This is a genomic window from Leifsonia sp. 115AMFTsu3.1 (assembly GCF_004362795.1).
Taxonomy (GTDB): Bacteria; Actinomycetota; Actinomycetes; order Actinomycetales; family Microbacteriaceae; genus Leifsonia.
The window spans coordinates 800462-818831 of the sequence record NZ_SNYB01000002.1 but is presented as its reverse complement, the minus strand read 5'-3'; the positions used below and the strand labels follow the sequence as shown (position 1 = coordinate 818831).

The window sequence follows — 18370 nt, the reverse complement described above, 5'->3', positions numbered from 1 at the left end:
AGCGGCGCGGGCGACCCGTCAGGAGCGGACGAGCGCGATCGCCTGCGCGCGGTCGCGCACGGCGAGCTTGGCGAAGATCGCGTTGATGTGCGTCTTGACCGTCGCGACGCTGACGAAGAGGGAGCGCGCGATCTCGGCGTTGCTCAGTCCGTCGCCGATCAAGGCGAGCACCTCGGCCTCGCGCCGAGTCAGGGAGGGGAAGCGGGCGAGCAGGGCGCCCGCCGCATCCACCTCGGCGACGGGAGCGGGCGCAGCGCCGGTGAGCGCGCCGATGACGCGAGCGCCGACCTCCGGAGCAAGCGTCGTCTGCCCGCTGGCGACGGCACGCACGGCCGCGGCGAGCTCGGAGCGGCCGGCGTCCTTCGTCAGATAGCCGCGCGCCCCCGCCCGCAGCGCACCGACGATCGACTCGTCGTCGGCGTACGTGGTGAGGATGAGCACCGCGGTCTCCGGTGCGACCTCGCGCACGCGGGCGGTCGCCCCCGCGCCGTCGAGCACCGGCATCCGGAGGTCCATGAGCAGGACATCGGGATGCGCGGCCACGGCGAGCGCGACCGCCTCCTCGCCGTCGGCGGCTTCGCCGACAACCTCGATGTCGGGCAGCAGGCCGAGCACGGTGACCAGGCCGTCGCGGATGATCGCCTGGTCGTCGGCGACCGCGACCCGGATGCGCGCCTCGCCGGTCACCGCAGCATCGCCTCCGCCGTCAGGACGAACCGGCCGTCGACTACTGCGGCCTGAACCGAGCCACCGGACGGCAGCGCGGCGAAGCGCTCGCCCATCCCCTCGAGCCCGTAGTGGCCGCCGGATGCGGCGAGCGCCGACTTCGGGGATCCGACCGCGTCGGCGGGGGTCGCCCGGAGCGGATTGGAGACGATGATGCGCACGCGGTCATCCTGCCAGACCAGCTCGGCCGCGACGGGTTCGCCGGGCGCATGCTTTCGGGCGTTGCTCAAGGCCTCCTGAAGGGCGCGCTGCAGCGCCTCGGCCTGCTGCGCGGTGAGGTCCGTGCCGTCGCCCGTCACCCGGAGCTCCGCCCGCCCGCCGAGCGAGCGGTGCGCCGCGATCAGGTCGTCCAGGGCCGCCAGGAGCGCGGCGGCCGGCACCGGTTCCGCGCCAGCGGGCTCCGGGTCGCGCAGGGCGGCGACGGCGCGACGGGCCTCACCGAGCCCGTCGGCGGCCAGGCCGCGGGCAGCGACCACTCGCGAGCGGGCGCCGTCGGTGTCGCCGGACTCGAGGAGCGCATCCACCGCATCCAGCTGGATGACGAGCCCGCCGAGGCTGTGCGCCAGGACGTCATGGAGGTCGCGTGCGATGGCGATGCGCGACGCCTCCTCCTTCATCGCGACCGCGCGCTCGCGGAGGAGAACCGCCTGCTCTTCCGCCACCCGGAACTGCCGCCGGCTGAGACCGGCGAAGACGCCGAGCAGCATCCCGCCCATCATGCCGAGGAGGTTCGGGATGTCGGTCCCGCTGGGAACGGCGCCGACCGCGACCAGGGCGATGCCGACGCCGCCGACGAGCAGTCCGAGCCACAAGGGATCCCGCGGGTCGCCGAGCACGACGAGCACGCCGATCGCGGCGGGGACGACCGTGAGACCGTCCGTGGGCGCCCCGACCAGGGCGCCGACGACCACGACGACCACCGCGCAGGCGAAAGCGGTGCGGCGGAGTCCCGCCTTCGCCAGCGCGCTGCGCACCACCCACAGCACGACGGAGATCAGCCCGAGGACGAGCACCCACACCGGGCGATGCTCGGTGTGGGTGCGGATCAGCGCGTAGCCGATGGCCCCGGCGCCGACGGCAGTCAGGGCCAGGGCGAGCCAGCTGGGGCGGACGGAGACGTTCACTCGACCATCATGCTGCCCGAGGCCTCCGCGCGCCGCCGGTTCACGCGGCGAGGGCGGCGTGACGGTCGAGGCGCGCGGCGAACACCGCGGTGCGGGCGAGCCGGTTCGCCGCGAAGACCAGCAGGATGATGCCGGTCGCGGCCACCAGGTGCGACCCGGCCTGGGCGGCGAGCACGTCCACCCCGACGCGGACCGCGATGACGGCCACCCACAGCACCAGACCGAACACGCCGGTGCGCGACTCGTAGACGGCCACCTCGGACGGGTTCTTGCCGACGACCGGCTCCGGCAGGCGGCGGAAGTGGGCGATCCCGCCGATCCACGCACCGATGGCGAGGGAGAGCACGACCTCGCCGGCGACCACCGCGATGTCGAGCGGGGTGATGGTCGTCGGCTTCACCTGCTGCACGAGTTGCACCGCGCCGACGACGGCGAGGATGACGGGCATCCGCCACATCTTCGCGACCACCACGGGCCGCCAGGTCAGCTGCCGATAGCCGACCCATCCGATGAGCAGCAGGATGAGGAGAGCGTTGCCGAGGGTCTGGACGGTCATGATCGCCTTTCGGAAAGAGCGGATGCTGGGCGGAGCCTGCCGGAGTATCCGGCACCACTCCAGCGTCGCGCCCCGCTGTTCCGGGCGGCACCGCCTGCGGGTGGAGGCCGGGTGGAGATCGCGGGTGGAGGTCACGCGTGGAGATCGCGGCGCTTCCGCGCGCATCCACCGCGACTAGGCTGCCGGTGTGTCTCCGAACCCGACCCCCCAGAACCCCTCGGTCGTCCTCTCGGAGAGCGGCTACCTGGCGACCGTGGAGCCCGACCGGTTCGTGCCCGGCGCCTACCAGCTCGTCGTCGACGGCACCCCGCAGTCGCACGTCAACCTCGACGACCCGTCCCAGCTCTTCTTCGAGTACATCCAGCGGATGGGCAACGTCATCGACCTGATCGGCGACCCCGGCCAGCCCATCACGGCGGTGCACCTCGGGGCGGGTGCGCTGACGCTCCCCCGGTACATCGCCTACACGCGCCCCGGTTCACGGCAGCAGGTCGTGGAGCTGGAGAGCCGCCTGGTGGACCTGGTGCGCGAGCAGCTGCCGCTCCCCCGCTACGCCCAGATCCGCATCCGCCACGGCGACGCGCGCGAGGTCGTCGGCAAGCTGCCGAACGGCTTGCGCGGCGAGGTCGATCTGCTGGTGGTGGACATCTTCAGCGGGTCGCGCACGCCCGCCCACGTCACGAGCGCCGAGTTCTACCGCTCGGCGGTCTCGCTGCTCAAGCCGGACGGCATCGTGCTCGTGAACGTCGCGGACGGACCGCCGCTCAGCTTCGCCCGCAGCCAGGTGTCGACGCTCGGCTCCGTCGTCGAGAATGTCGCGGCGCTCGCCGAGACGCAGGTGCTGAAAGGCCGTCGCTTCGGGAACGTCGTGCTGGTCGGATCGAACTCGCCGCTCCCCCTGGAGTGGCTGCCGCGCCTGCTGGCGAGCGGGCCGCATCCCGCGAAGGCCGTGGCGGGCGAGGAGCTGCGGACGTTCGCCGCGGGCGCGCCGATCGTGACCGACGCGACCAGCGTGCCGTCGCCGCCTCCCGCGCGCAGCATTTTCCAAAGCGGCACCCGCCGCGACTAGCGCCACGCCTCGCGGTCAGGCGTGCCGGAAGGACACCGACTGACCCGGACGCAGCTGGGCGAACGCATCGAGCGAGCCGTCGGCCACCACGGCGATCACCGGGTACCCACCGGTGACGGGATGGTCGGCGAGCAGCACGGTCGGGCGGCCGTCGGGCGAGACCTGCACGGCGCCGGCGACCATCGGCTCGCTCGGGAGCTCGCGACGGATCGCCCGCTCCAGCAGCGGATCGGGATGCGGCGTGACGCCCGCCGCGTGCGCGGGCGTCCGCACGGGGTCGAGCCGCGCGCCGATGCGGTCGCTCTCGGCGGCGACGCGCCACTCGACGGAGAAGAAGGACTCCAGTGCCCGATGGGTGAACCAGTCGGCCCGAGGGCCCGGGTGAGCGCGCACCTCGACGCCCTCGGGCGTCGGGTCGGCAACCGGGACGAAGTCCAGCAGTGGAAGATCGGAGCCGGGATGCTCGCCGATCGGCACCAGCTCGCCCGCCTGCAGAGGTGCCGGCCCGAGACCGGCCAGCGTGTCGCGGGAGCGTGACCCGAGCACCGGCATCACAGCCACCCCGCCGCGCACGGCCAGGTACCAGCGCAGTCCGGCCGTCGCGGACCCGATCCGCAGGAGCTGTCCGGGCCGCGCCCGCACAGCCTGGTGCGCATCCACCGGGCGATCGTCGAGGAGCAGCGGGCCGGTCGCTCCGGTAACGGCGAACCAGGTGTCGCGCTCGAAGCGCGCCTCGAACCCGCCGAGGAGCACCTCGAGCCCGGCGTCGCCCTCGTCATTGCCCAGCAGCCGGTTGCCCAGCCGCAGCGCGCCGCGGTCGAGGGCACCCGACCGGCCGACGCCGAGGGCGGCGAAGCCGGGGCGCCCGAGGTCCTGGACGAGCGCGAGGGCGCCCGGACTCAAGATGCGCAGGCCGCTCATCGCACCTCCCGGAAGCGTACGACCGCTCCCGGCCGGAGCAGCGCGGGAGGATCGGCCGTCTCATCCCAGAGCGTCGCGTCGGTGCGGCCGATGAGTTGCCAGCCGCCCGGGCTCGACCGTGGGTAGACACCGCTGAACGTCCCTGCGAGGCCGACCGACCCCGGCGGCACCGCCGTGCGCGGCGTCGCTCGGCGCGGGACCTCCAGCGCGTCCGCGCCCGCCGGGCCGTCGCTCACGAGGTAGGCGAAGCCGGGCGCGAAGCCGCCGAATGCGACGCGCCACGGGGTGCCGGTGTGGAACGCGACGACCTCCGCCTCGGTCCGCCCGGTGAGCCGGGCGACCTCCGCGAGGTCGTCGCCGTCGTAGCGGACGTCGAGCTCGACGACCCGCTCCTCGACCGCCCCGGCGGGAAGCGGCGCGGTGCGCTCGACCCAGCCGCGGGCGGCGTTGAGCGAGAGGATGCGCGGCTCGACCACGACCGCGATCGTGCGGGCGGCGGGCACCAGCTCCACGACGCCGTCCGGCCGCGAGGCGTCGAGCCCGCGGAACAGCGCGAGCACGGCATCCAGCCCGCCCAGCTCCACGAGCAGGGCGTGGTCGCCGTAGGGCAGGATGCGCGCGGTCACGCGAACGGCTCCACACTCACGCCCGCCCCCGCGAGCGCATCGCGTACGGCCAGCGCCATCGCGACCGCGCCCGGGGTGTCGCCGTGGACGCACAACGAGTCGACTCGGACGGGGATGTCGGTGCCGTCGGCGGCGACGACGCGGCCCTCGGTGACCATGCGCACGGCCCGCGCGGCGATCTCCCCGTCATCGGAGAGCAGCGCGCCCGGTTCGGTGCGCGGCACCAGCGTGCCGTCCGAGCGGTAGCCGCGGTCGACGAACGCTTCGCGAACGAACCGGACCCCCGCCTCGCCGGCCGCCTGCTCGACGGCGGAGCCGGCCAGTCCGAGCAGGGCGAGCGTCGGGTCGAAGGCGACCACCGCATCCACCACGGCCCGTGCCTGACCCGCGTCGTGCACGATGCGGTTGTAGAGGGCGCCGTGGGGCTTCACGTAGCGCACGGAGGTTCCGGCCACCCGGGCGAGGCCGGCGAGCGCGGCGAGCTGGTACAGCACCTCGTCGCGGAGCTCGCCGGCGGGCACGTCCATCGCACGCCGCCCGAATCCCGCGAGGTCACGATAGGAGACGTGGGCGCCGACGGTCACGCCGTTCGCGGCGGCCTCGCGGCAGGTCGCGAGCATCGTCGACGGGTCGCCGGCGTGGAACCCGCAGGCCACGTTGGCACTGGAGACCACCCGCAGCAGTGCGGCGTCGTCGCCCATCGACCAGGCGCCGAACGACTCGCCGAGGTCGCTGTTGAGGTCGACGGTACGGCTCATGCCCCTATTGTGGCGTGCGCCCCGGGCCCGCGGGCCGCACGGGCGCGGTGCGCACGCACCTTCGCGCGGTTGCCGCAGCGCTGCATCGAACACCAGCGCCGGGTACCGCTGCGCGAGGTGTCGAGGTAGACGAGCTCGCAGTCGTCGGCCGAGCACTCGCGGATGCGTCCGTCGACGTCCGGGCCGAAGAGGCGCACCGCATCCCGCGCGATGGTGCCGAGGGCCTGATGCGGACGCGCGTTCGTGCGCCCCGCCTGGCGGCCGCCACCGGCGAGGACCGGCGGGATGTCGGGAGTCGCCGCGAAGAGGTTGACCACGTCGATGTCGTCGGGCGACAACTCGTCGCCGCGGCTGGCCTGCCGGGCGAGGCGGCCGATCGCGGTCCGGAGGGTGCGGGCGTCGCGGAACTCGCGGTCCCCCGCCGTCGGCGCGACCTCGGGGAACCTCTCGACCAGCCACGCGTTGAGGCCGTGGGCGTCGCGGACGGCGTGCCGGTCGGGGTCGGCGTCGCCGTCGGCCGCGTGCGCGAACTCACCGGTGTAGGCGAAGTCGAGCGCGAGCGACCCGGAGTCGAACCACCAGCGCTGACCGTCGCTCGGTTCCATCCACTGACCGGTGCCTCGGGTGAGAATCGCTTCCGTCGCCATGTAACCAACATAGTCGGTTACCGCGGGCCTCCCGGCGCAGGCGTCGCGTCCACCAGCCTAGCCCGCCGGCCGGCCACCGCTCGTGGGTCGCAACACGCCGTTATGGGCGCGCCGTAACGGCGCGTTGCGACCCACGGACGGCCGAGCAGCGGACCGGAAGGGGCCAGCGACGCCCTGGCATACTGGGCGGATGACCGCCACCCGCCCGGACCCGACCGCTCCGCTCGAAGGCGTGACCGTCCGCCTGCGCGCACTCACCCTCGACGACCTGCCGGATCTGTTCGACGCGATCGGGCATCCCGAGGTCTTCGCCGGAGGCTGGGGAGGCGGTCCAGCGGCCTATCGCGACACCTACGAGGAGTGGCGCGAGTTCATCCTCCGCTACCTCGCCTGGGACACCGCGAACGTGACCGCCGTCGTGCTCCGCGACGGCGACCGGTTGGTCGGCACGACCACGCTGGGCGACTTCGACCTGGCCAACCGCTCCGCCCACATCGGCTGGACGGCGTACGCGCCCGAGACCTGGGGCACGCTGGTGAACGCCGAGACCAAGCGACTGCTGCTCGGGACGGCGTTCCACCACGGCTTCGAGCGAGTCAAACTGCAGGCGGATGTGCTCAATGCGCGGTCCCGCGCCGCGATCCTCCGCCTCGGCGCGCAGTTCGAGGGCGTCCTGCGTCACACCCAGCTGCGCGCGGACGGGACCTGGCGCGACACGGCCGTGTACTCCATCCTCAGCGAGGAATGGCCGAGCGTGCGGGACGGCCTGGACGCTCGCCTCGGCGTCGCGCACGCCTGACGGCATCGCCGCGTACGGCCGACAGGGCCGCTACTCGGTCGCTGCCGCCGCGGCCGTACGCCGCTGCGCCGGCGACACCTCGCGGTGCTGCCACGAGATGAGGTTCGCCGCATCGAAACGGCGGCTGCACGCACCGCAGGCGAGCGCGCGCGCCGGCTTCCGGTAGCGATAGTGCGTGTGCCCGTTCGGGCAGGTGCCCACCCATGGTGCCAGGTCGTCGGCGATCGCCCCACCGTGCAGGCGCTTGCCCTCGTATCCGAGGTCGAGTGCGATGGCGCGCCAGCGCGGCCCGTGCCCGGCGCGGGAGCCGGCGAGCGCGTGGGCCACCTCGTGGAGGAGGATCTGGTGGATCTCGTCGTCCTCGTACCGCGCCGCCAGGTACCGCGAGACCGTGATCCGCTTCGACGTGTAGTTGCAGAGGCCGGCGCGCGTCTTGGCGTTGTCGAAGCCGAAGCTCCACACGGCCGGGTCGAGGTGGAGGGCGATCAGCGCCTCCGCCCACCGGCGCACACGGTCGAGTTCGGCCATCAGCGACGGGTCCCGTCCGGAGCGCTCCCTACCTCCATGACGTGCATCCTACGCGTGATCGGGGTCGCCCTCGCCGCGCTCCCCGCGCGCGGCTCCGCGCTGGGCGTCGAGCGCCGACTGCACGACGGCGACCGCGGTCAGCGCCGCCTGGATCTCGGCCGGCGACGCGCCGAGCTTCTCGCGCAGGAAGACGGCAGCAGTCATGTCCGCGAGCGCATTCTCGTAGTCGCCGGTGTCGAAGTACACCTTGCCCCGGCTCTGGATGGCGAACGCCTCCAGCGCGGTCCACTCGCGACCGCGCGCCTCGTCGACGCATCCGGTCAGCTCCACGACGGCCTCATCGGACTTGCCCTGGTACTGCAGCACCTGGGCACGGCGGATGCGCGCTCCGAGCAGCTGCTCGCGGTCGCCGGTGAAGCGCGCCTGACGGACCGCTTCGTTGCCGATCTCGATCGCCTCGTCGAGCCGGCCCAGCAGCCGCAGCAGAACGGTCTTCTCGTTGAGCGCGCTGAGACTGCGCAAGCTGCCCAGCTCCTCCAGACGCTCGCCGGCAGCGCGCAGATCGACGCGTTCGCGCAGGGTGGTCGGATCGTATCCGAGGATGATGCTCAGGGTTCTGCTCCCGATCGGTGGTTCCCCCCAAGACTACCCGCAGGAGCGGCCGCACCCGGGTGAAGGTCAGCCGGGGCGTTTGACCGCCTGCGCGGGAACAAGCGGCACCTCGACGAGCCGGTCGTCGCCGGAGCGGGGCGAACCGCGCCCGTCGGTGTTGTTCGTGAGCAGCCACAAGCGGTCACCGACGGCGACCACGTCGCGCAGCCGGCCGAGCTCGCCCTCGAAGAACGGTGCCGCTGTCACCGGGGCGGCGCCATCGGTCGGCCAGGCGGTCCACAGCCGCTCGCCGCGCAGTGCAGCCAGGAAGATCGTGTCGCCGACGACCGCGAGGCCGCTGGGGCTCGCCGCGTCCGTCGGCCACTGGTACACCGGGTCCGTGTACTTCGGGTCGCCCCCGACGCCCTCGACGGTGGGCCATCCGTAGTTCGAGCCCGGACGGATGATGTTGAGCTCGTCCCAGGTGTTCTGGCCGAACTCGCTCGCCCACATCGTGCCGCGCGAATCCCAGCCGATCCCCTGCGGGTTGCGGTGCCCGTACGACCAGACCGGCGAGCCGGGGAACGGGTTGTCTCCCGGCACCTGTCCCTCCGGCGTGATCCGCAGGATCTTGCCGCCGAGCGAGGCGACGTCCTGGGCGTTGCCCGGGTTCGAGGCATCGCCGGCGGTGACGTAGAGCATCCCGTCGGGGCCGAACGCGAGCCGTCCGCCGTCGTGGTTCGACGCCTTCGGGATGCCGGTGAGCACGGGCTCCGGCGCCCCGATCGCGTAGCTGCCCGGCACCCCGGACAGGGGCAGCCGCACGACCCGGTTGTCGTCGGCGGTGGTGAGGTACGCGTAGAGGTACTTCGGTGCGGACTCGGCCTGCACCGCGAGCCCGAGCAGGCCGCTCTCGCCGGTGTGGACGACGCCGGGGACGGTGCCGACCGTGCGGAGTCCGCCCTGCGGCAGCCGCTCCCGGATGGTGCCCGAGTCGCGCTCGCTGATCAACGCCGACCCGCTCGGCAGCGGGACGACCGACCAGGGCGACTCCAGCCCTGTCTCGAGCACGGTCGTCCGCCCGCTCGGCTGCCAGGGGATCGCGGCGACCGCAGCCGAGGTGCCGGTCGGCCGCGGCGTCGCTGTGGGCGTGCGCGTGACCGTCGGCGTCCGAGTCGGGGTCGAGCATCCCGCCAGAACGAGCACGGCCGCCGTCAGTGCCAGGAGGCTCAGGCGGCGGCCGTGACGGAACATCGCGACTCCCGGTCGTCAGTCGACGACGCGGACGTCCTTCCAGAACGCGACGTAGTTGCTGTAGTCCTTGCCCACCCGGTCGAAGGAGCTCGGGTACGGAGTGGGATAGCTCCACGCGCGATCCTGCAGCAGACCGTCATCCGACTTCACGGAGAAGTACTGGCACTCGCCCTTCCACGGACACGTGTAAGGGGTGGCGCTCTCCACGAGGTACTCGGAGTTGACGCTCGCCGGAGGGAAGTACCAGTTGCCCTCGATGCGGATGAGGTCCTCCTGCGGGGCCTCGGCGATCACGGTGTCGTTCAGCACGGCTTTCATCGATTGAAACCTCCTGTTGACGGCAACGTACGCCGACGGGCGATCATTCCGCCGGGAGCGCACCGTTCTGCCGGGGAGCTCGGAGCACCGTCACAGCGTCGGACGAGTCGAGCCGTCCGGCGGGGGCGATGTCGGCCGGGCCGGCGCCCGCGGCCACCCGCTCCTGGCCTGACACGGACGCCGTCAGCAGGTGCGCGACAGCGCCCCGCAGACCGGTGAACGCCGCGCAGGCCGCCGCAGCCTCCGGCGAGGAGTAGTCGATGCCGACGGAGGCGAGCGCATCCACCAGGGCACCCGCGGCCAGCAGGTCCTCCACGGCGAAGCGGGTCGAGCCGGACGGGGTCGCACCTCCGGCGGCCACGAGGGCGATCATCGCGCGCCGGCCGAGACGGACCTGCTCGGCGAGGATCCAGCGGGCGACGGCGGTGGCGTCGGTCAGTCCGGCGGCCAGCACGGCGCCGTCGCCGGGCAGCTCGGGCGCAGGAGTGTCGGCCAGCGCATCCACCCACACCACCACATCGGCATCGGCCGCGACGGCGGCGGCGCCATCGGCCGCCCAGTCGAACCGCACCTGGTACTTGGCCTGGCGGTGCGCGGCCGGGATCTCGGCGGAGATCGTGTCGGAGTCGAGAGGGGTCGGCTGAGTCACCGGGCCATCGTAATGCGGTGGTCGCCGCGTCGCGGCCGTGTTTCGCCCGGTGACGGACGCATCTGCCGGCGGATCAGCTCGAAGTCGTGCCGGGACAGCTCGATGAGCCCGCGGCGCAGCTGGTAGCCCCAGTCCGGCTTGTCGCGCGTGAAGTCGAGGGCGCCGAGCAGCGGCCGGATGGGCGTCGCCACGGCGTCGTGATCCCACTCGACCCGTCGCCGCCACGGCTTGAAGTCCGACGCCGGACCCTGCATCGCCGGCCCCTGCGTCACCTGGAACACGTCGTCATCGGCCAGGCGGCCCACCGCCGTGAACTGCTTGAGCGGCTCGCCATCCGGATACGTCGCCCGCGGCGAGTAATACACGAAACCGTCGGCCGGACCCATCCGCTCCAGGGGAGCCCGGGCGCCGTGGTTGACCTGGGCGAAGCCGCCGGCGACGCCACGCAGCACGTGATCGAGCTGCACAACGCCCAGCCAGTAACGGATCGCCATGCTCCCGTTGTAGCGCACACCACCGTCACTCGTGTCGAAAGCGCCGCATCCCATTCGACGCATGGATGACTCCAGACGTGTTCGACGAGAGGATGGGACCATGCGTTTCGTGCTGATGGCACAGGCCGAGGAGGGCGACGGCGTCGAGCCCGCCGTGCCGGACCGTGCCGCCCTCGACCGCTACGAGCAGGATCTGGTGCGCGCCGGAGTGCTGCTCGCGGCCGAGGCCCTCGAGCCGACGGGTGGCTGCGCGCGCATCCACTTCGACGGCGAGGACCGCACCCTCGACCGCTCGCCGGGCCCGTCGGCCGCCCGGGTGACCGGACTGTGGATGCTGCAGACCGCCGGCGAGGAGGAGGCGCTCGAGTGGGCCCGACGGCTGCCGCTGACGCGCGGCAGCGTCGAGGTGCGCCGGGTGGCGGGCGACGTGGGCCGATGACCGACGAGCGCGAACGACTCGACGAGACCCGCCGCACCGTCGAATCGGTCTGGCGCATCGAGTCCGGACGCCTGATCGCCGGGCTCGCGCGCACCACCGGCGATGTCGGGCTGGCCGAGGAGCTTGCTCAGGATGCGCTCGTCGCCGCCCTCGAGCAGTGGCCGGAGACGGGAATCCCGCGCAACCCCGGAGCGTGGCTGACGACGGTCGCGAAGCGCCGCGCGGTCGACGGCTGGCGCCGGCGGGAACGCCTCGACGACCGGTACGCCGCCATCGCGCACGACCTCGAACAGGAGCTCGGCTCGGACGATCCGGCACGCGTCGCGCAAGAGCCGATCGGCGACGACCTGCTCCGGCTCGTCTTCGTCGCGTGCCACCCGGTCCTCCCCCAGGCGTCGCGGGTCGCGCTGACCCTGAAACTGCTCGGCGGCCTCTCGACCGAGGAGATCGCCCGGGCCTTCCTCGTCCCGCCGGCGACCATGGCCCAGAGGATCGTCCGCGCCAAGCGCACCCTGAGCGCTGCGGGGGTGCCGTTCGAGGTGCCCGAGCGGGCGGAGTTCCCCGAGCGGCTGGCCTCCGTTCTCGAGGTCGTCTATCTGATCTTCAACGAGGGCTACTCGGCCACGGCCGGCGACGACTGGATGCGGCCGGACCTGTGCCGGGAGGCGCTGCGGCTCGGCCGGGTGCTCGCCGAACTGACACCGAGGGAGCCCGAGGTGCACGGGCTGGTCGCGCTGATGGAGTTCCAGGCGTCCCGGCTCGGAGCGCGCACGGCCGAGGACGGCAGCCCCATCCTGCTGCAGGACCAGGATCGCGCCCGCTGGGACCGCCTCCTCATCGGCCGCGGCGTCGCGGCCCTGGAGCGCTCCGACGCCCTGCGCCTCAGCAGGCGGCCGCCCGCCAGCCGCGGGCCGTACGCGCTGCAGGCGGCCATCGCCGCGTGCCACGCCACCGCACCGACCCCGGAGGCGACCGACTGGGAGGAGATCGTCGCGCTGTACAGCGCGCTCGGTGAGCTGCACCCGTCCGCCGTGGTCGAGCTCAACCGCGCGGTCGCGCTGTCGATGGCGTACGGGCCGGAGGCCGGGCTCGAAGTCGTCGACCGGCTGGCGATCGAAGGCGCCCTGGAGTCGTACCACCTGCTCCCGTCGGTGCGCGCCGACCTGCTCCTCCGCCTCGGCCGACGCGACGAGGCCAGGCAGGAGTTCCAGCGCGCCGCCGCGATGACCGGCAACGCCCGCGAACGGGAGCTGCTGCTGGCGCGGGCCGAGGAAGCCTGAGGAACCGCCCATCCCCTGGCCTCCTCACCGCTTCCCGGGGTGAGACTGAGATCATGCGCGTGCTCCTCAAGCTGACCCTCGACTGCGATCCGGATGCCGCCTGGCGTGCCCTGCAGAGTCCGACGGCGTTCCGCGAGGTCGCCCTGCCGTGGCTCGACTTCCGGTCGGAGGAGCCCGGCGGCTTCCCGACGCGCTGGGGTTCGGAGCACCGCGTCCGCGTGAAAGCGCTCGGTGCGTTCACCGTCGGGACGCAGGCGATCCGGCTCGACACCCTGCGGTCGACCGATCCGCGCGAGCAGGCGACGCGCATCCTGCACGACAGCGGCGGGGGAACCGGCGGGATGCTGTCCGCGATCCCGCGGCTCGACCACCGGATGGCGATCGCCCCCGACCCGGCCGGTCCGGACGAGAACGGACGGCTGCGGACCCTCTACCGCGACCAGCTGATCGTGCGCGCCGGGGCGCTCACGCCGTTCGCCTGGTACGCCTTCTGGCTGTTCTGGCAGTGGCGCGGCGTGCGCCTCCGGCAGCTGGCGCCCACCTGGGCCTACGATCCCGAAGTGCGGACCCCGGCAGACGGAGAGGCCGCAAGCGACACCACGACACCGGAGGACAGATGACGAACGCCGAACCCGCGACCGGCACCGGCGGAACGGAAGACGGGAGCGCGGCCGAGCGGCCGGCCCGTGCGGTCACCGCCGTGCAGACCGCGGACTGGAGACGGCGCGTGTTCGCGCTGTACGCCTCCGTCCGCCGCCTCGCCGCCCACGACCCCGCGGAAGCCCACGCGCACTGGACGTCGTGCCGCAACGACCTGTTCTCGTCGCATCCCGCATCGCCGCTTCTGCCGGAGGACCTGGAGGGCTTCACCGGACTCCCCGTGACCCGGTACGACCCCGACTGGCGGTTCGAGCTGCCCATCCACCCGGCCGCCGAGGCAGTGCGGATGGATGTGGAGACCGGCACCGACGGCGTCGTGCCCTTCGAGCTGCTCGGCACGGTCCGTGTCCCCCTGGCGGGAACGCTCGACGTCTGGCTGCTCTCGTCCTACGGCGGCGGGCTGTTCGTGCCCGTGAAGGATGCGCTGGCCGGGCGGCCCGGCGGAACCTACGGCGGTGGACGCTACCTGATCGACACCATCAAGGGCGCCGACCTCGGGCTCGACACGGACGACGGAGAGGCGTCGCTCGTACTCGACTTCAACTTCGCCTACAACCCGTCGTGCGCGTACGACCCCGCGTGGGCGTGCCCGCTCGCGCAGGCCGGCAACACCCTCCCCGTCGAGATCCCCGTCGGCGAGCGCTACGCCGGCTCCTGACCCGCACCCGCTCCCCACCGCCCACCGCCCACCGTCGAGTCCGCACATTTTGCACGTTTTCGCGGGGCCCCGCGTGCAGTTTTTGCGGACTCGACGGTGGGGGTCAGCGGGAGACGAGGGTGAGGCGCTGGGTCGGGCGGGTCATCGCGACGTAGAGGGATGCGGCCCCGCGCGGCGACTCGGCGGCCAGCGCATCCGGGTCAGCCAGCACCACGGCGTCGAACTCGAGGCCCTTCGCCTCGTAGCCGGTCAGCACGGCGATCGGGCGACCGAGGCCGGTCGCGCCCCGGCCCGCGGCGTCGCCGAAGCGCTCCTCCACCGTGGCGGCGACCGCCGGGAGGTCCGACTCGGTCGTGATCACCGCGAGCGTGCCGCCCGCGTCGATGCCACGATCATGCGCAACGGCGTCGGCGACGGCTGCGGCGAGCGCTGCATCCCCATCAGCCGCATCCCCCTCGACCGCACGGACGCGGCGGATCGGCCAGTCGCCCTCGCGGACGGCACGCGTCGGCGTGATCGGCAGGCCTGCGGAGGAGGCGATGCGCTCGGCCTCCCGCGTGATCTGCGCGGGCGTCCGGTAATTGACCGTCAGCTCCTCCAACCGCCACGCATCCTTGAAGATCGGGTCCAGCGCATCCGGCCAGCTCGTCGCGCCGGAGGCGGACGCCACCTGGGCGATGTCGCCGACGATGGTGAACGACTTCATCGGGCAGCGGCGCACGAGCACCCGCCACTGCATCGGCGACAGCTCCTGCGCCTCGTCCACCACGACGTGGCCGTAGGTCCAGCTGCGGTCGGCGGCGGCGCGCTCCGCCGTCGTGCCGCGATCGGCCTGCTCGGCGAAACCGTCGGCCAGCTGCTCAGCGCTGACCAGCCCCTGGACGCCCATGTTGCGGATGGCCGCGCGCGCGTTCTCCAGGTCGCGCTTGCGCTGACGGTCGCGCTCACGGTCGGCGGGGTCCGGCCGGCCCGGGAAGTCGCCGAGCAGCTCGGCCGCTTCGTCCAGCAGGGGGACGTCCGAGACGGTGAACGGCTCGGTGCGGTCGCGGCGGAGCGCATCCCGTTGCTGCTGCGACCAGCGCGGCGTCAGCTCCGCCAGCCACGCTGGGCGGGCGTAGAGGTCCTGCAGCAGCTTCTGGGGCGTCAGCGGCAGCCACGCGGTGTTGAGGAGGACGCGCACGTCGTACGAGGTGCGGAGGTCTTCGCGGAGCACCTTCAGGTCGGCGTCATCGATGGTCGACCCCGAAGCGCGCAGCTGCGTCGCCAACTGATCGGTGAGCTCCGCGAGGGCGTTCTTGACGAACGTCACCCGCGCGACGTTGTGCGGCTTGCCGGTGCGCTGGGCCTTGGCGATGGCGCGCTGGATGAGGTCCGGCGCGACCACCAGGCGCTCGTTGTCGACGACGATCATCTGCTCCTCGACAGGCGCCTTCTGCCGCGACTTCACGGCCCGTGAGAGCAGGCGGGCCATCTGGGCGGAGCCCTTCAGGATGGCGGCCTCCGGCGCATCCTCGGCGGTCGCCTCGACGCCCGGGAACAGCTCGCCGAGCGTCGACATCACCACGCCCGTCTCGCCGAGCGACGGCAGCACCGCCTCGATGTAGCGCAGGAACGCCGTCGACGGACCGACGACCAGCACGCCGGACGTGCTCAGCCGCTGGCGGTTCGCATACAGCAGATAGGCGGCGCGGTGCAGGGCCACCGCCGTCTTGCCCGTGCCCGGGCCGCCCTGCACGACCAGCGCGCCACGGAGGTCGGAGCGGATGATGCGGTCCTGCTCGGCCTGGATGGTCGCGACGATGTCGTGCATCCGGCCGGTGCGCTGCGCCGTCAGCGCGGCGAGCAGGGCGCCCTCGCCCTGCACCTGCTCCCCGGCGCGGTCGCCGTCGAGCAGCGCCTCGTCGAAGACCTCGTCGTCGATGCGGGTGACCTGGCGACCCGACATGGTCAGGTGACGCCGGGCGCGGACGCCCATCGGCTCGCTCGCCGTCGCCTGGTAGAAGGCGCCGGCCTGCTGGGCCCGCCAGTCGACGAGGAGGGAGCGCTGGTCGTCGTCGCGCAGGCCGACGCGCCCGATGTAGCGATGGTCGGAGCCGTCGACCGGCTCCTCCAGCAGCAGGCGGCCGAACACGAGACGCGCATCCACATCCCGCAGCTGCGTCAGCTGGTCCTCGTAGAGACGCGCGAAGGCGTCGCGCTCGCTGCGCGCCTGATGGTTGCTCCCGACGCTGTCGCGGCGCACGCGGGCCAGCCGTTCCTCCGTCTCGGCACGCAGCTCGTCGAGCCGCTGATACAGCCCAGCGACCACGGCGCGCTCGCGTTCGAGCTCCGATTCCAGCACGCCCATGGCCACCTCTCGTTTCCGGGCCGACAGTCTACGACCTCCGGATGCGAGTGCGCTCTCAGCACTCGTACGGCCGGATGCTCTAGGGTGGAGGAAGCGGGCGACGATTCTGCCCGCGGCGTCGTAGAACGCTTCGCGTCGCGCCGGGCCATGTCCCCGCCACGCTTCTCTTCATACGGCGAACGATCGCGCCGCTCGGTGCGCTCGCCATTCACCCCGGTCCGCCACTGCCGACCGGGTCGATGCCTGAAAGGCACATCCTTGACTCTCTCCTTCGCCGAACTCGGCGTACCCGCTCCGCTCGTCGCCGTCCTGACGGCCGACGGCAAGACCACCCCGTTCCCGATCCAGGCCGACACGCTGCCCGACGCCCTCGCGGGCAAGGACGTGCTGGGCCGCGGCAAGACCGGCTCGGGCAAGACCATCGCGTTCGCCCTGCCGCTCGTCGCGCGCCTCGGCACCGTCCTCGCCGGCGGACGTCGCCGGCCCGGACGCCCGCTGGCCCTCGTGCTCGCACCGACCCGTGAGCTGGCGACCCAGATCGCGACCACCTTCCGTCCGCTCGCCGACGCTTACGGGCTGCGCGTCTCCACCGTCTTCGGCGGCGTCTCGCAGAACAAGCAGGTCGCCGAGCTGAAGGCCGGCGTCGACATCCTCGTCGCCTGCCCTGGACGCCTCGAAGACCTCATGAAGCAGGGATTCGTGAACCTCGACTCCGTCGAGATCACCGTGCTCGACGAGGCCGACCACATGGCCGACCTCGGCTTCCTGCCGGTCGTCACGCGCATCCTCACGGCCACGCCCACCGACGGGCAGCGCCTGCTGTTCTCGGCCACGCTGGACAACGGTGTGGACAAGCTCGTCAAGCGCTTCCTGCACTCCCCCGTCCTGCACTCCGTCGACGACGCGAACAGCCCCGTCGAGGCGATGACCCACCACGTGCTCCAGGTCGAGACGCCCGATGAGAAGAAGGACCTGGTGGAGGCGCTTGCCTCGGGCACCGGTCGCCGCATCCTCTTCACCCGCACCAAGCACCAGGCAAAGAAGCTCGCCAAGCAGCTCACCGCGTCCGGAATCCCGGCCGTGGACCTGCACGGCAACCTCGCCCAGGGCGCCCGCGACCGCAACCTTGCCGCTTTCGGCGAGGGTGACGTGAAGGTGCTCGTCGCCACCGACGTCGCCGCCCGCGGCGTGCACGTCGACAACGTCGAGCTGGTCGTCCACGTCGACCCGCCGGCGGAGCACAAGGCGTACCTCCACCGCTCCGGTCGCACGGCCCGCGCGGGCAGCGCCGGCGACGTCGTCACCGTCATGCTCTCGAACCAGGCAGCCGACGTGAAGACGCTCCTCCGCAAGGCCGCCATCGCTGCGACCCCGCAGCGCGTCACCGCCACCTCCCCGGCCGTCATCTCGCTCGTCGGCGATGTCGCGCCCCGCGTCGTCCCGTCGCTCCGCGAGGAGCGCACCGGCGGCGGTGTCTCGCAGGGTGCCAACGCACAGCGCAAGCGCGCCCGGCGCGCCGGCGGCCAGGGCGGCGGCTCCGCCTCCGGTTCCGGCCGTGGCGGGCAGGCTGCCGGCAACGCCTCCGGCCGTGGTGGCCAGGGTGCCGGCAACGGCTCGGGTCGCGGCGCAGGCTCCGGCCGTGGCGGCCAGGGCGCCGGCAACGGCTCGGGTCGCGGCGCAGGCAACGGCTCCGGTTCGCACGGCGCCACCACGGGTGGCGGGACCGCCGGCGGCTCGCGCCGTCGCGGCGGCTCGCAGCGCCCCGCGGGCGCTCAGTCGGCCGGCACCTCGCGCTCCGGCGGAGCACCGCGGGCGACCGCGGGCCACGGCGACACCTCGGTGCGTCGCGGCAACGGCTCCCGCCGCGCGCAGGGCTGACGCCCCGCTCCACACTCGCTCAGACGCGGGCGTTCCGACGGAACGCCC

At 73.0% G+C, this 18370-nt stretch carries 21 protein-coding genes; 7 read left to right on the top strand and 14 right to left on the bottom strand.

Annotated elements, in window-relative coordinates; genetic code table 11:
• Positions 1-18: 18 nt before the first annotated feature.
• From AXZ95_RS14905 to AXZ95_RS14895, 3 genes are read right to left on the bottom strand one after another with little or no spacing between them, the layout of a single operon-like run.
• Positions 19-687: a response regulator transcription factor gene (locus AXZ95_RS14905; protein WP_018191998.1), complete on the bottom strand. Its 669-nt coding sequence runs from the start codon at positions 685-687 to the stop codon at positions 19-21.
• Positions 684-1850: a histidine kinase gene (locus tag AXZ95_RS14900; protein WP_018191999.1), complete on the bottom strand. Its 1167-nt coding sequence runs from the start codon at positions 1848-1850 to the stop codon at positions 684-686. The genes AXZ95_RS14905 and AXZ95_RS14900 overlap by 4 nt, the downstream gene beginning before the upstream one ends.
• Positions 1851-1890: 40 nt before the next feature.
• Entirely contained in the window at positions 1891-2406 is a 516-nt protein-coding gene (locus AXZ95_RS14895) for a hypothetical protein (protein ID WP_018192000.1), read from the bottom strand.
• A 187-nt stretch (positions 2407-2593) separates the two neighbouring features.
• Between AXZ95_RS14895 and AXZ95_RS14890 the strand changes: the two genes are divergently transcribed.
• Complete coding sequence (locus tag AXZ95_RS14890) at positions 2594-3475, top strand: fused MFS/spermidine synthase (RefSeq protein WP_018192001.1); 882 nt, start codon at positions 2594-2596, stop codon at positions 3473-3475.
• Positions 3476-3490: 15 nt separating this feature from the next.
• Here AXZ95_RS14890 and AXZ95_RS14885 read toward each other — a convergent pair whose 3' ends face one another.
• The 4 genes from AXZ95_RS14885 to AXZ95_RS14870 are packed head-to-tail and all read right to left on the bottom strand — an operon-like array spanning position 3491 to position 6427.
• Entirely contained in the window at positions 3491-4396 is a 906-nt protein-coding gene (locus AXZ95_RS14885; protein ID WP_018192002.1) for a biotin-dependent carboxyltransferase family protein, read from the bottom strand.
• Entirely contained in the window at positions 4393-5022 is a 630-nt protein-coding gene (locus AXZ95_RS14880; RefSeq protein WP_018192003.1) for an allophanate hydrolase subunit 1, read from the bottom strand. The genes AXZ95_RS14885 and AXZ95_RS14880 overlap by 4 nt, the downstream gene beginning before the upstream one ends.
• Positions 5019-5780, bottom strand: coding sequence for a 5-oxoprolinase subunit PxpA (locus AXZ95_RS14875; RefSeq protein WP_018192004.1), 762 nt, complete (start codon positions 5778-5780; stop codon positions 5019-5021). The genes AXZ95_RS14880 and AXZ95_RS14875 overlap by 4 nt, the downstream gene beginning before the upstream one ends.
• Positions 5777-6427, bottom strand: a complete 651-nt coding sequence (locus AXZ95_RS14870) for a CGNR zinc finger domain-containing protein (RefSeq protein WP_043742492.1) — start codon at positions 6425-6427, stop codon at positions 5777-5779. The genes AXZ95_RS14875 and AXZ95_RS14870 overlap by 4 nt, the downstream gene beginning before the upstream one ends.
• A 190-nt stretch (positions 6428-6617) precedes the next feature.
• On the opposite strand from AXZ95_RS14870, the gene AXZ95_RS14865 reads away from it, so the two are divergent.
• Positions 6618-7226 carry a GNAT family protein gene (locus AXZ95_RS14865; RefSeq protein ID WP_018192006.1) on the top strand — a complete coding sequence of 203 codons (609 nt, stop codon included), beginning with the start codon at positions 6618-6620 and terminating at the stop codon, positions 7224-7226.
• 30 nt (positions 7227-7256) lie between these two features.
• Here the strand turns inward: AXZ95_RS14865 and AXZ95_RS14860 are convergent, their stop codons facing one another.
• The 6 genes from AXZ95_RS14860 to AXZ95_RS14835 all read right to left on the bottom strand — a co-directional run bounded on the left by AXZ95_RS14860 (position 7257) and on the right by AXZ95_RS14835 (position 11060).
• Entirely contained in the window at positions 7257-7754 is a 498-nt protein-coding gene (locus tag AXZ95_RS14860; protein ID WP_018192007.1) for a SprT-like domain-containing protein, read from the bottom strand.
• 48 nt (positions 7755-7802) lie between these two features.
• Positions 7803-8276 carry a hypothetical protein gene (locus AXZ95_RS14855; protein WP_018192008.1) on the bottom strand — a complete coding sequence of 158 codons (474 nt, stop codon included), beginning with the start codon at positions 8274-8276 and terminating at the stop codon, positions 7803-7805.
• Between the two features lie 156 nt (positions 8277-8432).
• A complete protein-coding gene (locus AXZ95_RS14850) occupies positions 8433-9599 on the bottom strand; it encodes a PQQ-dependent sugar dehydrogenase (protein WP_018192009.1) in 1167 nt (388 codons plus the stop codon).
• 15 nt (positions 9600-9614) lie between these two features.
• Complete coding sequence (locus AXZ95_RS14845) at positions 9615-9917, bottom strand: DUF427 domain-containing protein (protein WP_018192010.1); 303 nt, start codon at positions 9915-9917, stop codon at positions 9615-9617.
• A gap of 43 nt (positions 9918-9960) precedes the next feature.
• Complete coding sequence (locus tag AXZ95_RS14840; protein ID WP_018192011.1) at positions 9961-10566, bottom strand: 2-phosphosulfolactate phosphatase; 606 nt, start codon at positions 10564-10566, stop codon at positions 9961-9963.
• Positions 10563-11060 carry an EVE domain-containing protein gene (locus tag AXZ95_RS14835; protein ID WP_231374464.1) on the bottom strand — a complete coding sequence of 166 codons (498 nt, stop codon included), beginning with the start codon at positions 11058-11060 and terminating at the stop codon, positions 10563-10565. The genes AXZ95_RS14840 and AXZ95_RS14835 overlap by 4 nt, the downstream gene beginning before the upstream one ends.
• A 100-nt stretch (positions 11061-11160) precedes the next feature.
• Here AXZ95_RS14835 and AXZ95_RS14830 point away from each other — a divergent pair, with 100 nt between their 5' ends.
• From AXZ95_RS14830 to AXZ95_RS14815, 4 genes are read left to right on the top strand one after another with little or no spacing between them, the layout of a single operon-like run.
• On the top strand, positions 11161-11499 hold the full coding sequence (locus AXZ95_RS14830; protein ID WP_018192013.1) for a YciI family protein: 339 nt from the start codon (positions 11161-11163) through the stop codon (positions 11497-11499).
• Positions 11496-12779 carry an RNA polymerase sigma factor gene (locus AXZ95_RS14825; RefSeq protein ID WP_018192014.1) on the top strand — a complete coding sequence of 428 codons (1284 nt, stop codon included), beginning with the start codon at positions 11496-11498 and terminating at the stop codon, positions 12777-12779. Before AXZ95_RS14830 ends, AXZ95_RS14825 begins: the two co-directional genes overlap by 4 nt.
• A 53-nt stretch (positions 12780-12832) precedes the next feature.
• Positions 12833-13399 carry a hypothetical protein gene (locus tag AXZ95_RS14820; protein WP_018192015.1) on the top strand — a complete coding sequence of 189 codons (567 nt, stop codon included), beginning with the start codon at positions 12833-12835 and terminating at the stop codon, positions 13397-13399.
• Positions 13396-14097 (top strand): DUF1684 domain-containing protein, encoded by a 702-nt coding sequence (locus tag AXZ95_RS14815; protein ID WP_018192016.1) that lies wholly within the window; start codon positions 13396-13398, stop codon positions 14095-14097. Before AXZ95_RS14820 ends, AXZ95_RS14815 begins: the two co-directional genes overlap by 4 nt.
• 103 nt (positions 14098-14200) lie before the next feature.
• Here AXZ95_RS14815 and AXZ95_RS14810 read toward each other — a convergent pair whose 3' ends face one another.
• Positions 14201-16444, bottom strand: a complete 2244-nt coding sequence (locus AXZ95_RS14810; RefSeq protein WP_018192017.1) for a UvrD-helicase domain-containing protein — start codon at positions 16442-16444, stop codon at positions 14201-14203.
• Positions 16445-16702: 258 nt separating this feature from the next.
• Here AXZ95_RS14810 and AXZ95_RS14805 point away from each other — a divergent pair, with 258 nt between their 5' ends.
• Entirely contained in the window at positions 16703-18322 is a 1620-nt protein-coding gene (locus AXZ95_RS14805; protein WP_018192018.1) for a DEAD/DEAH box helicase, read from the top strand.
• The last annotated feature ends 48 nt before the right edge of the window (positions 18323-18370 follow it).

Excerpts from the sequence above, each read along its gene's own strand:
- AXZ95_RS14885 (WP_018192002.1), bottom strand. The coding sequence starts at position 4,396 with ATGAGCGGCCTGCGCATCTTGAGTCCGGGCGCCCTCGCGCTCGTCCAG.
- AXZ95_RS14870 (WP_043742492.1), bottom strand. The coding sequence starts at position 6,427 with ATGGCGACGGAAGCGATTCTCACCCGAGGCACCGGTCAGTGGATGGAA.
- AXZ95_RS14860 (WP_018192007.1), bottom strand. The coding sequence starts at position 7,754 with ATGGCCGAACTCGACCGTGTGCGCCGGTGGGCGGAGGCGCTGATCGCC.
- AXZ95_RS14810 (WP_018192017.1), bottom strand. The coding sequence starts at position 16,444 with ATGGGCGTGCTGGAATCGGAGCTCGAACGCGAGCGCGCCGTGGTCGCT.
- AXZ95_RS14815 (WP_018192016.1), top strand. The coding sequence starts at position 13,396 with ATGACGAACGCCGAACCCGCGACCGGCACCGGCGGAACGGAAGACGGG.
- AXZ95_RS14875 (WP_018192004.1), bottom strand. The coding sequence starts at position 5,780 with ATGAGCCGTACCGTCGACCTCAACAGCGACCTCGGCGAGTCGTTCGGC.
- AXZ95_RS14820 (WP_018192015.1), top strand. The coding sequence starts at position 12,833 with ATGCGCGTGCTCCTCAAGCTGACCCTCGACTGCGATCCGGATGCCGCC.
- AXZ95_RS14895 (WP_018192000.1), bottom strand. The coding sequence starts at position 2,406 with ATGACCGTCCAGACCCTCGGCAACGCTCTCCTCATCCTGCTGCTCATC.
- AXZ95_RS14830 (WP_018192013.1), top strand. The coding sequence starts at position 11,161 with ATGCGTTTCGTGCTGATGGCACAGGCCGAGGAGGGCGACGGCGTCGAG.
- AXZ95_RS14835 (WP_231374464.1), bottom strand. The coding sequence starts at position 11,060 with ATGGCGATCCGTTACTGGCTGGGCGTTGTGCAGCTCGATCACGTGCTG.
- AXZ95_RS14825 (WP_018192014.1), top strand. The coding sequence starts at position 11,496 with ATGACCGACGAGCGCGAACGACTCGACGAGACCCGCCGCACCGTCGAA.
- AXZ95_RS14845 (WP_018192010.1), bottom strand. The coding sequence starts at position 9,917 with ATGAAAGCCGTGCTGAACGACACCGTGATCGCCGAGGCCCCGCAGGAG.
- AXZ95_RS14865 (WP_018192006.1), top strand. The coding sequence starts at position 6,618 with ATGACCGCCACCCGCCCGGACCCGACCGCTCCGCTCGAAGGCGTGACC.
- AXZ95_RS14850 (WP_018192009.1), bottom strand. The coding sequence starts at position 9,599 with ATGTTCCGTCACGGCCGCCGCCTGAGCCTCCTGGCACTGACGGCGGCC.